The sequence below is a fragment of the Duganella sp. CT11-25 genome (assembly GCF_047302815.1).
Classification (GTDB): Bacteria; Pseudomonadota; Gammaproteobacteria; order Burkholderiales; family Burkholderiaceae_D; genus Rugamonas.
The window spans coordinates 7,303,340-7,318,753 of sequence record NZ_JBKBFD010000001.1 but is presented as its reverse complement, the minus strand read 5'-3'; the positions used below and the strand labels follow the sequence as shown (position 1 = coordinate 7,318,753).

General features: G+C 68.9%; 2 protein-coding genes. Both read right to left on the bottom strand.

Features of this window, described 5'->3' with window-relative positions; translation table 11 throughout:
- The coding region (locus ACEN9F_RS32005) for a condensation domain-containing protein (RefSeq protein WP_413426918.1) at nt 1-2,493 on the bottom strand (2,493 nt) is incomplete at its 3' end.
- A 49-nt stretch (nt 2,494-2,542) separates the two neighbouring features.
- Nucleotides 2,543-15,373, bottom strand: a complete 12,831-nt coding sequence (locus ACEN9F_RS32000; protein WP_413426916.1) for an amino acid adenylation domain-containing protein — start codon at nt 15,371-15,373, stop codon at nt 2,543-2,545.
- Nucleotides 15,374-15,414 lie beyond the last annotated feature (41 nt).

Below are 15,414 nucleotides of genomic sequence, written 5' to 3'. Positions count from 1 at the left end.
ATTCATATGCGCGTCCAGGATATGAACCGACAAGTCCGGAATCGGCTTGCCGATGCTGGCGCCCTGCGACACACACGCGGCCTGCAACGGCTCGTAGGTCACATGCACCGTGGTCTCGGTAATGCCGTACATGTTGATCAGCTGCGGCATGGCGTCGCCATGCGCGGCAAACCAGGGCGCCAGCGCCGAGGGGTTCAGTGCCTCGCCGCCGAAGATGACCTTGCGCAGCGCCAGCTTGGCGCCGGCGGCGGCATCGACCGCGATCAGCTGCTGGAATGCCGACGGGGTCTGGTTGAGCACCGTCACGCGCTCGTGCGCCAGCAAGGCATGGAACAGCTCCGGCGACTGCGCCTCCTCTCGCGACACGATCACCAGCTTGCCGCCGTAGACCAGCGCGCCCCAGATCTCCCATACCGAGAAGTCGAAGGCGAAGGAGTGGAACATGGTCCATGTATCGCGCGGGCCGAAGTCGAACCACGGCTGCGTCGCGGCGAACAGGCGCTGCACATTGCCATGTTCGATCTGCACGCCTTTCGGCTTGCCGCTGGAACCGGAGGTGTAAATGACATAGGCCAGATGCGCCGGCGCCGCCAGTCCACGGGGGTTGGTGGCGGGATATGCCGCCACCGCATCCCAGCCCGTATCCAGGGCCAGATACGGCAGGCCGCCGACGGCATCGGACAGGCTGGACTGGGTAAGCACCAGCTTGGGCTGCGCGTCCTTCAGCATGAAGTCGATGCGGTCGCGCGGATTGATCGGGTCCAGCGGCAGGTAGGCGGCGCCGGCCTTCAGGATGGCCAGCATGCCGACGATCATCGCGCAGGAGCGCTCCAGGTACAGGCCGACAAGGTCTTCCGCCCCTATTCCGGCGGCGCGCAGATAGTGGGCCAGGCGGTTGGCACGCTCATTCAACTGCATGTAGCTCAGGCGTTCGGCGCCGCACACCAGCGCCGTCGCCATGCCGTCGCGCGCAGCTTGTTCCTCGAACAGTTCGTGCACCAGGCGTGACGGGTATGTGCGCGCCGCCGCGTTGAAGCCGGCCAGTTGTGCCAGTGCCGCCTGGTCCAGCAGCGGCAGCCGGCCCACAGTCTGCCGCGCGTCGGCCACCATGCCGGCCAGGATCGTCTCGAAATACCGTGCGAAACGCTCGACCGTCGCCGCATCGAACAGCGCACTCGCATATTCCAGGCCACCGACGATGTGGTCACCGTTATCTTCGAGGACGGCCGACAGATCGAAATGGCTGGTGGTATGCGGCAAGGGGAAGTCCGTCAACGACACTTCCGGCAATTGCAAGCTCCCGCCAGGCGTATTATTCAAGCTCAGCATCACCTGGAAGACCGGGCTATGGCCCGTGTTGCGCTCCGGCCTGAGTACGTCCACCACCTGCTCAAACGGCAAGTCCTGATGGCTGAAGCAGGCCACCGTCGTGCTCTTCGTCTGCGCCAACAGCTGCGCCACGGTAAGGCTGTCGTCCAGCTGGACGCGTAGCGCCAGCGTATTGACGAAGAAGCCGATCAAGCCTTCCGTCTCGCGCAGCCGGCGATTCGCCACCGGCACGCCGGTAACAATATCGCCTTGTCCGCTCAGGCGCGACAACAATATCGTCCAGCCGGCCAGCAGCACGCTAAACAACGTGGTGCCGTGCGTCTGCGCCAGCTCCTTCAGCCCGGCGCTCAACGATGGAGCTAGCACAAAAGAAACGCAAGCGCCCGCGAAGTCCGGTGAAGGCGGGCGCGGCCGGTCGAGCGGCAGCGGCAGCAAGGCGGGCGCACCGGCCAGGTGCTGCAACCAGAACTCGGCCTGGACCGCGCGCTCAGGCCCCTGCAACCACGCGCGCTGCCAGGCGGCGTAATCGGCATACTGCGCACCCAACGGCGGCAGCGGATCGCCTTCGCCACGGCACAGCGCTTCATACAGGGCGCTGAATTCGCGCACGAAGATGCCGCGCGACCAGCCGTCGGAGATAATGTGATGCTGGGCGATGATCAACAGCCACTCGTCGTCGGCCAGGCTGAGCAGGCAGCCGCGGATCAGCGGCCCCCGCTCAAGGTCGAAGTGTTCCTCGGCTGTCGCCCTGCATGCCCGCGCTATGGCCGGTTCCTGTTGTGCTGCCGGCATACTGCGCAAATCCTGTTCGCGCAAGGAAAAGCCGGCGTGGCCGCTTCCGATCACCTGAAAAGCCGCCTCTCCCGTCTGCACAAACGTTGTGCGTAGGCTTTCATGGCGCGCCACCAGCATGTTCAAGGCGCGCAGCAGCACGTCGCGGCGCAGTGCGCCACGCAGGCGCAGCGCAGCACTCATATGGTAGGCCCTGCTGGCCGCGCGATCGAACTGGGACAAAAACCAAAGCCGTTGCTGGCTGGATGACAGGACCAGCGGCGCGCGGCGGTCCGCCGCCAACGCCTGGCCAGCGCGCTTCTCCGCTGCAGCGCCCGCCAGGCGGCGGCGCAGGTACTCTCTCCGCACTTCTTCGATGTTTAGACTGGACACGTTTATTCTTCTCTATAAATGTCGATTATCTGGGCCATGTTCACGTTGCTTATTCCGGCTGGGCGTCCAGCCATGCCTGCATTTGCTCGGGTGACAATTGCGCCATTTCCCGTTCGATTCGTTCCACATCGTCGGCCGCGCACTGTTCAATGATGTGCTGCGCCGTGATGGCCGCAAGCTGGCGCACATCCGGTGACTGGAAAATCGTTGCCAGGCCGATGTCGACGCTGAATAGCTCATTTATGCGTGACAGCAACTGCACCGCCAACAAGGAATGCCCTCCCAGCTGGAAGAAATTGTCGTCGCGGCCGACCTGGCTGACGCCCAGCAGTTCCCGCCAGATGGCGGCGATCGCCTGCTCCATCTCGCCCTCCGGCGCCGCGTAGGCGCCGTGCGCGGCGGCCTGCTCGTCCGGCGCCGGCAGCGCACGCCGGTCCAGCTTGCCGTTCGCCGTCAGCGGGAACGCGTCCAGCACCACGAACGCGCCCGGCAGCATGTACTCGGTCAGCCGCCGCGCCAGCGCCTCGCGCAGCGCGCGCGCCGCCGGCGCCTGCGCCCCCCGCGCCGTGACGTAGGCCACCAGCCGCCGGTCGCCCGGGCTGTCCTCGCGCACCACCACCACCGCGTCGGCCACGCCGTCGCAGGCGCGCAGCGCCGCCTCGATTTCACCCAGCTCGATGCGGAAGCCGCGCAGCTTGACCTGGAAATCGTTGCGCCCCAGGTAGGCGATGGTGCCGTCCTCGCGCCAGCGCCCCAGGTCGCCCGACTTGTACATCCGCGCCCCCTCCCGGCCGGCGAACGGATCGCGCACGAAACGCTCGGCGTCCAGCTCCGGACGGTTCAGGTAGCCGCGCGCCACGCCCATCCCTCCCAGGTACAGTTCGCCCGCCATGCCCACCGGCACCGGCTGCCCCTGCGGATCGAGGATGTAGACGCGCGCATTGCCCAGCGGCTTGCCGATGTGCGGCGTGGCGCCGGCGCCGTTGACCAGCCCCAGCGTGACGTCGACCGTGCATTCGGTCGGCCCATACATGTTGTAGAAGCGCGTGACCGGACTGGCGCGCAAGACCTGCCATGTCGCCTCGCCCAGCGCCTCGCCGCCGATCAGCACGCTGGCCGGCCGGTAGTCCTGCCGCGCCAGCAGCCCGGCCGCCAGCAGCACCTCCAGCTGCGACGGCGTGCAATCGAAGGCGTCGATGCGGTGCTCGGCCAGGAACGCCACCATCGCCGCGCCGTCGGCGCGGATCTCCTGCGGCACGATGTGCAGGCAGTGGCCCGACAACAGCTGCAGGATGCCCTTGAGCGACATGTCGAACGCGAACGACGCGTTCAGCGCCACCCGCGCGCCCGCCGGGCAGGCGCTGTGCGTGCTGCGCCGCGTCTCTTCCCAGAAGTTGAGCGCCGAACGGTGCGCCACCATCACGCCCTTGGCCGTGCCGGTCGAGCCCGAGGTGTAGATCACATACGCCAGGTGCTCGTCGTGCAGCCCCAGCGCCCGGGCGTCGGGATCGTGCGCGGGCTGGCCGCGCAGCGCCTCGCCGTCCTGGTCCAGGTACAGCACCGGACACCACGCGCCGTGCCAGCGCGCGGCCTGCGTCCAGCCGCTTGCCGCCAGCACGGCCGCCGGCGCGCAATCGCCGACGATGTAGTCCAGCCGCTCGGGCGGATAGGCCGGATCGAGCGGCACGTAGGCCGCGCCCGCCTTGAGGATGCCCAGCAAGCCGACGATCATTTCTTCCCCGCGCGGCGTGCACAGCCCGACCAGCTGGTCCGGCTGCACGCCCCGCGCCAGCAACGCGTGGGCGACCCGGTTGGCTTGCCGGTTCAATTCGCCGTAGCTCCACACCCGGCCTTGCCAGGCCAGCGCCGGGGCCTGCGGCGTGCGCGCCGCCTGCGCCTCGAACACGCCGTGTATCGTGCGTCCCGGCGTGAACGGCGCTTCGCTCGCGTTGAACCGCTCCAGCACCAGCGCCCGCTCGCCTTCGCCCAGCAGGTTCAGGCGGCTCACCGGCTGCGCCGCATCGGCAACCATGCTCCACAGTACCTGCTCGAACCGCTCGCGCAGGCTGATGATCGAAGCCCGGTCAAACAATGCGCTCGCATAGCGGAAATTGCCGGCGATCGTTTCGCCGTCATCCTGAAACGCGAGGTGCAAATCACACGGAATGGTGTCGACGTCAAGCGGCATCAGTTCCAACGCCAGGCCCGGCAACAACATCTTGCCGGGCGGCGTATTGTTCAGGCCCAGCATCACCTGGAAGATCGGGCTGTGGCTAGTGCTGCGCGGCGGTTTGAGCGCCTCGACCACCTGCTCGAACGCCACATCCTGGTGGCTGTAAGCCTCCAGCGTACTGGCCTTGACCCGGGCTAGAAGCTGCGCCACCGTGGGATCGTCCTCCAGCGTCACGCGCAGCGCCAGCGTGTTGATGAAGAAGCCGATCAAGTTCGTCACGTCGCCACGCTGGCGATTCGCCACCGGCGTGCCGGTCACCACCTCGCCCTGCCCGCTCAGGCGCGACAGCAGCACCGACCAGCCGGCCAGCAAGGTCATGAACAAGGTCGCGCCTTCCCGCTGAGCCAGCTGGCGCAAGCCATCGGCCAGCGCGGCAGGCAGGCGCACCGGCAGCGCGCCACCCGCATAGCTTTGCTGCGCCGGACGCGGCCGGTCCAGCGGCAATTCCAGCAGCGACGGCGCGCCGCCCAGGTGGCCGCGCCAGAACGCCAGTTGGCGCTCCAGCAGCTCGCCCTGCAGCCAGCCGCGCTGCCATTGCGCGTAGTCGGCGTACTGCACGGCCAGCGGTGGCAGCGGATCGGCATGCCCCTGGCTGAAGGCCGTATATAAAGCACGTACTTCCTCGACCAGGAGGCCGACCGACCAGCCGTCCGATACGATGTGGTGCTGCGTCAGCAGCAGCACGTGTTCCTCTTCCGCCAGTCGCAGCAACTGGCCGCGGATCAGCGGTCCCCGCGCCAGGTCGAACGGCGCGCTCGCCTCGTCCACGCTGTAGCGTTCGACGGCGCTGGCTTGCTCATGCCCCGCCAAGGCGCGCAGGTCGCTCACCGCCAGCGCGAATACGGCCGGCGCGTCGATCTGTTGCGCCGGCTGGCCTGCCTGCTCGACGAAACGGGTGCGCAGCACTTCGTGGCGCGCCACGATGCGCGTCAGCGCGGCGCGCAAGGCGTCGGCGTCGAGCCGGCCGCGCAGCCGCAGCCGCGCGGGCATGTGGTAGGCGGCGCTGGCCGCCGGGTCCATCCGGTCCAGGAACCACAGGCGCTGCTGCGCCCACGACAGCGGCAACGCCGTGCTGCGGTCGGCCGGCAAGATGACTTCCTGCGCCGCCGGCTGAGCCGACCGCGCCAGCGCGGCCAGCGCCGCCAGCGTCGGCTCGGCGAACAGCGCACGCACGGCGAGATCCACGCCCAGTTCCTGGCGCAGCCGCGCCAGGAACTGGATCGCCAGCAAGGAGTGGCCGCCCAGCTCGAAGAAGTGATCATGCCGGCCCACCTGCTCCACGCCCAGCAGTTCCTGCCAGATCGCGGCGATGGCCTCTTCCGCCGCGCCTTGCGGTGGCGCATATTCGCGCACCGCCAGCGCCGACGCATCCGGCGCCGGCAAGGCCTTGCGATCGAGCTTGCCGTTCGGCGTCAGCGGCAACGCCTCCAACATCACGAACGCGCCCGGTATCATGTACTCGGCCACTTGCCGCGACAGCGCCGCGCGCAGCGCCGCCGCTTCCAGCTGCGCTCCCGCCGCCGGCACCAGATAGGACACCAGCCGCATGTCGCCGCCTTCGCCGAGCGCCACCACCACCGCCTCGCCCACGCCGTCGCACGCCACCAGGCGCGCTTCGATCTCGCCCAGTTCGATGCGCTGGCCGCGCAGCTTGACCTGGAAGTCGTTGCGGCCCAGGTACTCGATGGCGCCATCCTCGCGCCAGCGGCCCACGTCGCCCGTCTTGTACATGCGCGCCCGCGGCACGCCGCTGAACGGATCGGGCACGAAACGCTCGGCCGTCAATTCAGGCCGATTCAGATAACCGCGCGCCACCTGCACGCCGCCGATATACAGTTCGCCGGCCACGCCCACCGGCACCGGCTGCCCTTGGCGGTCCAGCACATACATCGCCGTGTTGGCGATCGGACGTCCGATCGGCACGCTGCTTCCCGCCTGCCCCGGCAGGCAATGCCATGCCGTGACCTCGACCGCCGCCTCGGTCGGCCCGTACAGATTGTGCAGTTCGACGTCCGGCAGGCTGCGGTGGAAATGCTGCCGCAACGCCGCCGGCAGCGCCTCGCCGCTGCACAGCACGCGCCGCAACGAGGCGCAGCGGCGCGCGTCGGCCTGCGGCAGGAACAGCTGCAGCATCGACGGCACGAAGTGCATCATCGTGATGCCCGCCGTCTCGATCGCCTCGGCCAGGTATTGCGGATCCAGGTGCCCCTGCGGCCGCGCCATCACCAGTTGCGCCCCGGCCAGCAGCGGCAGGAAGAATTCCCAGACCGAGACGTCGAACGCCATCGGCGTCTTTTGCAGCACGCGGTCCCGCGCCGTCAACTGGTAGGTGTCCTGCCCCCACAGCAAGCGGTTGACGACGCCGTCGTGCTGGTTCATCACGCCTTTCGGCTGCCCGGTGGAGCCGGAGGTGTAGATTACATAGGCCAGGTGGTTGGGACGCAGCGTGGCGCGTTCCGGATTGGTGTCCGGCAGGCCGGCCACCGCCGCCTCCAGGCGGTCGAGTTCCAGCACCGGCACCGCGCCTGCGTCCAGCCGCTCGCGCAGGGCGCTGTGCGTCAGCAGCGCGCGTGGCGCGCTGTCGGCCAGCATGTAGGCCAGGCGTTCGCCCGGATAGTCCGGATCCAGCGGCACGTAGGCGCCGCCCGCCTTCAGGATCGCCAGCAGCCCCACCACCATCTCGACGCTGCGCTCGACGCAGATCGCCACCCGCTCGTCCGGGCCGATGCCCAGCGCGCGCAAATGATGCGCCAGGCGGTTGGCGCGCTGGTTCAGCTGCGCATAGCTCAGGCGCTCGGCTCCGCACACCAGCGCCGTTGCCGCGCCGTCGCGCGCCACCTGCTGCTCGAACAGCTCGTGCACCAGGCGCGACGGATAAGGATGCGCCGTCGCGTTGAAGCCGGCCAGTTGTGCCAGCCCGGCCCGGTCCAGCAGCGGCAGACGGCTCACCGGCTGCTGCGCGTCTGCCACCATGCCGGCCAGGATCGTTTCGAAGTACTGGATGAAGCGGGCCACCGTGCTCGCGTCAAACAGCGCGCTCGCATAGGTGAGAGAACCGTGCAGCAAGCCGTCCTGCTCCTCCAACGCCAGATTCAGTTCGAACTGCGCACTGCAGCCATCCTGCGCCAGGCTATCCAGCGTCAGGCCCGGCAGTTCCAGGCTGCGCGCCGGTGTGTTGTTCAGGCTGAGCATCACCTGGAAGACAGGGCTGTGACTGGTGCTGCGCGGTGGTTTGAGCGCCTCGACCACCTGCTCGAACGGCACATCCTGGTGGCTGTAGGCCTCCAGCGTGTCGGCCTTGACCCGGGCCAGCAGCTGCGCCACCGTGGGATCGTCCTCCAGCGTCACGCGCAGGGCCAGCGTGTTGACGAAGAAGCCGATCAAGTTCGCGACGTCGCCACGCTGGCGATTCGCCACCGGCGTGCCGGTCACCACCTCGCCCTGCCCGCTCAGGCGCGATAGCAGCACCGACCAGCCAGCCAGCAAGGCCATGAACAAGGTCGCGCCTTCCCGCCGCGCCAACTGGCGCAAGCCATCGGCCAACGCGGCCGGCAGGCGCACCGGCAGCGCGCCGCCCGCATAGCCCTGCTGCGCAGGGCGCGGCCGGTCCAGCGGCAACTCCAGCAGCGACGGCGCGCCGCCCAGGTGGCCGCGCCAGAACGCCAGTTGGCGCTCCAGCAGCTCGCCCTGCAGCCAGCCGCGCTGCCATTGCGCGTAGTCGGCGTATTGCACGGCCAGCGGCGGCAGCGGGTCGGCCTGGCCCTGGCTGAAGGCGGTATATAAAGTCCGTACTTCCTCGACCAGCAAGCCGACCGACCAGCCGTCCGACACGATGTGGTGCTGCGTCAGCAGCAGCACGTGTTGCTCTTCCGCCAGCCGCAGCAACTGGCCGCGGATCAGCGGTCCCCGCGCCAGGTCGAACGGCGCGCTCGCCTCGTCCACGCTGTAGCGCTCGACGGCGCTGGCTTGCTCATGCCCCGCCAAGGCGCGCAGGTCGCTCACCGCCAGCGCGAATGCGGCCGGCGCGTCGATCTGCTGCGCCGGCTGACCTGCCTGCTCGACGAAACGGGTGCGCAGCACCTCATGGCGCGCCACGATGCGCGTCAGTGCGGCGCGCAAGGCGCCGGCGTCGAGGTGGCCGCGCAATCGCAGCCGCGCGGGCATGTGGTAGGCGGCGCTGGCCGCCGGGTCCATCCGGTCCAGGAACCACAGGCGCTGCTGCGCCCACGACAGCGGCAACGCCGCGTTGCGGTCGGCCGGCAAGATGACTTCCCGGGCCGCCGGCTGGGCCGACCGCGCCAGCGCGGCCAGCGCCGCCAGCGTCGGCTCGGCGAACAGCGCACGCACGGCGAGATCCACGCCCAGTTCCTGGCGCAGCCGCGCCAGGAACTGGATCGCCAGCAAGGAGTGGCCACCCAGCTCGAAGAAGTGATCGTGCCGGCCCACCCGCTCCACGCCCAGCAGTTCCTGCCAGATCGCGGCGATGGCCTCTTCCGCCGCGCCTTGCGGCGGCGCATATTCGCGCACCGCCAGCGCCGACGCATCCGGTGCCGGCAAGGCCTTGCGATCGAGCTTGCCGTTCGGCGTCAGCGGCAACGCCTCCAGCATCACGAACGCGCCCGGTATCATGTACTCGGCCACTTGCCGCGCCAGCGCCGCGCGCAGGGCCGCCGCTTCCAGCTGCGCCCCCGCCGCCGGCACCAGATACGCCACCAGCCGCTTGTCGTCGCCCTCGCCGCGCGCCACCACCACCGCCTCGCCCACGCCGTCGCACGCCGCCAGGCGCGCCTCGATCTCGCCCAGTTCGATGCGGAAGCCGCGTAGCTTGACCTGGAAGTCGTTGCGGCCCAGGTATTCAATGACGCCATCCTCGCGCCAGCGTCCCACGTCGCCCGTCTTGTACATGCGCGCTCGCGGCACGCTGCTGAACGGGTCGATGACAAAGCGCTCGGCCGTCAACTCGGGGCGGTTCCAGTAACCGCGTGCCACACCGGTGCCGCCGATATAGATCTCCCCGGCCACTCCCGGCGGCACGGGGCAACGATGCCGATCCAGAATATAGACACTAGTATTGGCAAGCGCCCGTCCTATCGGAATATTGTGTCCTGTGACCACTCCCTGAACGATCTCGTAGGTCGTGGAGAAGGTGGTTGCCTCGGTCGGACCATAGCCATTGACCAAATGACGCGGCGCGTAATCGCTGGCGAGCAGCCTGGCAACAGGCCGGGGATCGAGCCGGTCGCCACCGATCAGCAAGTACTTCAGACGCTTGAATGCGCGCTGCAGTCGGTCCGCGTAGGTATTGAACAACCCGACCGTCAGCCACATGGCGGTGACGCCTTCCTGGTCCAGGCAGGCATCGAACGCTTCGCAATCGAGCAGGGTCGCCTGCGGTACCACCAGCAGGCGTGCGCCGTTCGCGAGCGCGCCCCAGATTTCCCACGTCGAAGCATCGAAAGCGACATTCGCACACTGCGCCACGCAATCGTCGTCGCCAAGAGCAGCATAGCCGTCCTGCAGGGCTAAATTGCAAACGCTGCTGTGCTGTACCATGACGCCTTTCGGCTGCCCGGTGGAACCGGAGGTGTAGATCACGTAGGCAAGGTGGTCCGAGCGCAGCGCGCCGCGTTCCGGATTGGTGTCCGGCAGACCGGCCAGCGCCGCCTCCAAGCCATCGAGTTCCAGCACCGGCACCGCGCCTGCATCCAGTCGCTCGCGCAGGGCGCTGTGCGTCAACAGCGCGCGCGGCGCGCTGTCGGCCAGCATGTAGGCCAGGCGCTCGGCCGGATAGTCGGGATCCAGCGGCACGTAGGCCCCGCCCGCCTTCAGGATCGCCAGCAGCCCCACCACCATCTCGACGCTGCGCTCGACGCAGATCGCCACCCGCTCGTCCGGGCCGATGCCCAGCGCGCGCAAGTGATGCGCCAGGCGGTTGGCGCGCTGGTTCAGCTCCGCATAGCTCAGGCGCTCGGCGCCGCACACCAGCGCCGTCGCCGTGCCGTCGCGCGCCACCTGTTCCTCGAACAGCTCGTGCACCAGGCGCGACGGATAAGGATGCGCCGTCGCGTTGAAGCCGGCCAGTTGTGCCAGCCCGGCCCGGTCCAGCAGCGGAAGACGACTCACCGCCTGCTGCGCGTCGGCCACCATGCCGGCCAGGATCGTTTCGAAGTACTGGATGAAGCGGGCCACCGTGCTCGCATCGAACAGCGCGCTCGCGTAGGTTAGGGAACCGTGCAGCAAGCCGTCCTGCTCTTCCAACGCCAGAATCAGTTCGAACTGCGCGCTGTTGCCGTCCTGCGGCATGCTATCCAGCGTCAGGCCCGGCAGTTCCAGGCTGCGCGCCGGTATGTTGTTCAGGCTCAGCATCACCTGGAAGACCGGGCTGTGGCTGGTGCTGCGCGGCGGCTTGAGCGCCTCGACCACCTGCTCGAACGGCACATCCTGGTGGCTGTAGGCCTCCAGCGTACTGGCCTTGACCCGGGCCAGAAGCTGCGCCACCGTGGGATCGTCCTCCAGCGTCACGCGCAGGGCCAGCGTGTTGACGAAGAAGCCGATCAAGTTCGCGACGTCGCCACGCTGGCGGTTCGCCACCGGCGTGCCGGTCACCACCTCGCCCTGCCCGCTCAGGCGCGACAGCAGCACCGACCAACCGGCCAGCAAGGTCATGAACAAAGTCGTCCCTTCCCGCCGCGCCAGCTGGCGCAAGCCATCGGCCAACGCGGCCTGCAGGCGCACCGGCAGCGCGCCGCCCGCATAGCTTTGCTGCGCCGGACGCGGACGGTTCAGCGGCAATTCCAGCAGCGACGGCGCGCCGCCCAGGTGGCCGTGCCAGAACGCCAGTTGGCGCTCCAGCAGCTCGCCCTGCAGCCAGCCGCGCTGCCATTGCGCGTAGTCGGCGTACTGCACGGCCAGCGGCGGCAGCGGATCGGCCTGGCCCTGGCTGAAGGCGGTATATAAAGTCCGTACTTCCTCGACCAGCAAGCCGACCGACCAGCCGTCCGACACGATGTGGTGCTGCGTCAGCAGCAGCACGTGTTCCTCTTCCGCCAGTCGCAGCAACTGGCCGCGGATCAGCGGTCCCCGCGCCAGGTCGAACGGCGCGCTCGCCTCGTCCACGCTGTAGCGCTCGACGGCGCTGGCTTGCTCATGCCCCGCCAAGGCGCGCAGGTCGCTCACCGCCAGCGCGAATGCGGCCGGCGCGTCGATCTGTTGCGTCGGCTGGCCTGCCTGCTCGACGAAACGGGTGCGCAGCACCTCATGGCGCGCCACGATGCGCGTCAGCGCGGCGCGCAAGGCGTCGGCGTCGAGCCGGCCGCGCAGCCGCAGCCGCGCGGGCATGTGGTAGGCGGCGCTGGCCGCCGGGTCCATCCGGTCCAGGAACCACAGGCGCTGCTGCGCCCACGACAGCGGCAACGCCGCGTTGCGGTCGGCCGGCAAGATGACTTCCTGCGCCGCCGGCTGGGCCGACCGCGCCAGCGCGGCCAGCGCCGCCAGCGTCGGCTCGGCGAACAGCGCACGCACGGCGAGATCCACGCCCAGTTCCTGGCGCAGCCGCGCCAGGAACTGGATCGCCAGCAAGGAGTGGCCGCCTAGCTCGAAGAAGTGATCGTGCCGGCCCACCTGCTCCACGCCAAGCAGTTCCTGCCAGATCGTCGCGATCGCCTCTTCCGCCGCCCCTTGCGGTGGCGCATATTCGCGCACCGCCAGCGCCGACGCATCCGGCGCCGGCAAGGCCTTGCGATCGAGCTTGCCGTTCGGCGTCAGCGGCAACGCCTCCAGCATCACGAACGCGCCCGGTATCATGTACTCGGCCACTTGCCGCGCCAGCGCCGCGCGCAGGGCCACCGCTTCCAGCTGCGCCCCCGCCGCCGGCACCAGATAGGCCACCAGCCGCTTGTCGCCGCCCTCGCCGCGCGCCACCACCACCGCCTCGCCCACGCCGTCGCACGCCGCCAGGCGTGCCTCGATCTCGCCCAGTTCGATGCGGAAGCCGCGCAGCTTGACCTGGAAGTCGTTGCGGCCCATATGTTCAATCGCCCCGCTCTCCAGCCAACGCCCTATATCGCCGGTCCTGTACATGCGCGCCTCAGGGTCGGCGGCAAACGGATCGGACAGGAAGCGCTCCTCCGTTAAATCCTCCCGTCCAAGATAGCCGCGCGCCACGCCGGCGCCGGCGATATATATCTCGCCGGCCACGCCCTTCGGCACCACTTGTCGCCGAGCGTCCAGGATGTAGATGCGGGTGCCCGCAATCGGCTGGCCAATCGGGACGCTGCGCGCATCCTCGGACAAGGCACCAATTTCAAACGTGGAGGCGATCGTCGTCGCTTCCGTCGGTCCGTAGGCATTCAAGAGATGGCGCGGCCCCTTGCCGCCGGCACGCAAGCGCGCCAGTGGCCGCGGATCCAGTGTATCGCCGCCGACCAGCAGGTAGTCGAGCGCGCGCAAGGCGGGCCCTATCTGTCCGGCGTAGGCATTGAAGAGACCGGTGGGCAAGAGCGCGATATTGACCCGTTCCTCGGTCAACGCGAGTGCAAAGGCCTGCGCGTCCAGCAACACCGCGGGCGGCACGATCAACAAGCGGGCGCCGTTGAGCAAGGCGCTCCACATTTCCCACGGCGAGGCGTCGAAGGCGGGATTGGAGCACAGCGCAAGGGCATCCCCGGAGTCCACCGTCATATACTCCCTGCCCAGCACCAGCGGCGGCACATTGCGGTGCTCGATCATGACGCCCTTCGGTTGGCCGGTGGAACCCGAGGTATAAATGACATAGGCCAGATGGGCCGGCGTCACACCCGTGTCCGATGCCGCCAGGTTGCCGTCGTCCGCCGCCGGCAGCCTGTCCTCGCCGGCGTCAAGCGCCAGCACCGGCACGCCGAAGTCCGCTTCCGCCGCCTGGTACGAGGCATGGCTCAAGACCAGCCGCGCGCCACAGTCTTGGATGAGGAAGGCGAGCCGCTGCAGCGGGAAGTCGGGATCCAGCGGTACGTAGGCGCCGCCGGCCTTGAGCACGGCCAGCATCGCCACCACCATCTCCACGCTGCGCGGCAGGCAAATCGCCACCCGCCGCTCCGGGCCGACGCCCAGCGTGCGCAGATGGCGGGCCAGGTGGTTGGCGCGCGCGTTCAGCTGCGCATAGCTCAGGCGCTCGGCGCCGCACACCAGCGCCGTCGCCGTGCCGTCGCGCGCCACTTTTTCCTCGAACAGTTCGTGCACCAGGCCCGCCTTGAACGGCGCGCCGAGTGCCGGGCCGCTCACCAAGGCTTGCCGCTCCCCGGCATCCAGCATCGGCAAGCGGCTCACCGGCAGCTCCGCATGGGCCGCCATCGCCGCCAGCAGGCTGGCATAGTGGCGCGCCATGCGCTCGACCGCCGCCGGCTCGAACACGCCCTGGTCGAACTTGAAGTCGCAGCGGATCTCGTCGTCCAGGACCAGGACTTCGAGCGCGATGCCCAGGCCGCCGCTGCCGCCGCTCTTGTGCAGCGGATAGGAGGACAGGCTCAGTCCTCCCCAAGCGATGGCCTGGCCGTCCGAGCGCCACAGGCGCGTCAGCGCCTCGCCCCGGCGCGCATGCTGAAAGGCGAACATGGTCTGGAACACCGGCGCCGCCCCGCTGTCGCGTTTAAGCGCGAGCTGCTCCAGCAGCGCGGCGAAGGGATAATCCTGATGCGCCATGGCGCCGGCAACCTCCAACCGCAGCGCGGCCAGGAATTGCGCCACGCTCGGATCGGCGCTGAAATCGGCGCCTAGCGCGACCGGATTGACAAAGTCGCCAACCACCTCATCCCAGCGTTCGTCCGTACGGGCCGGCATCGGCGAGCCGACCACGATGCGCGCTTGCCCGGAGTAGCGGTGCATCAGCAACTGATAGCCGCCCAGCAGGGCCGCAAACAAGGAGCCCAGGCGATGCTGGCGCGCACAGTCGCGCAAGCCGTGGGTCAGGCCGGCGTCCAGGACGCGGCTCACGACCCCGGCCGCCACGGGCGCGCCGGGCGGCTTGCGGCGCGCGCAGGCGATGTCCAGCACCTCGGCGTCGCCCGTCAGACGGGAGCGCCAGAACGCCAGCTGGGCGGCGCCTTCCTCGCCCCGGCACCAGGCATCCTGCCACCTGACATAGTCGCGGTATTGCGCGGCCCCGCCATCGGCGCCATGCGCTGCCCCCGCGTGCGCAAGCAGCTGTCCCAATTCTTCCAGCAACTGCCAGAAAGACCAGCCATCGCAGATGAGGTGATCGAACACCAGCAGCAGCACGTCGGCGGCGGCGGAACGAAACACCACCGTGCGGAACAAGGAAGCGCCGGCCAGCTCGAACGGGCGTTCAGCCTCGGCGTCGACCAGCGCCGACAACGCCGCCTCGTCCAGTCCGTCCACCGGCACGGCCAGCAAGGCCGGCGTGCAATCGTCCCCGATCACCTGCGACGGTCCCGCGTCGCCGTTGACGACGCGCGCCCGCAGCATCGGATGGCGCTCAATCAGCGCGCCCAGCGCCCGCGCCAGGCGTTGCTGATCCAGCGCGCCCGCCGGCGCCCGGGCGGCAAACGCGATATTGTGTTCGCCCTGGCTATGCGGCTCGCGCTGGTAGGCAAGCCAACGTCCGCGCTGGGCGATGGACAAGGGAAAGTGCGATTCGCTCGTATGACTGTTCATGGCTATCTTCTTGAGGCACGTTAGCTGGCCGCGGCCAGCGC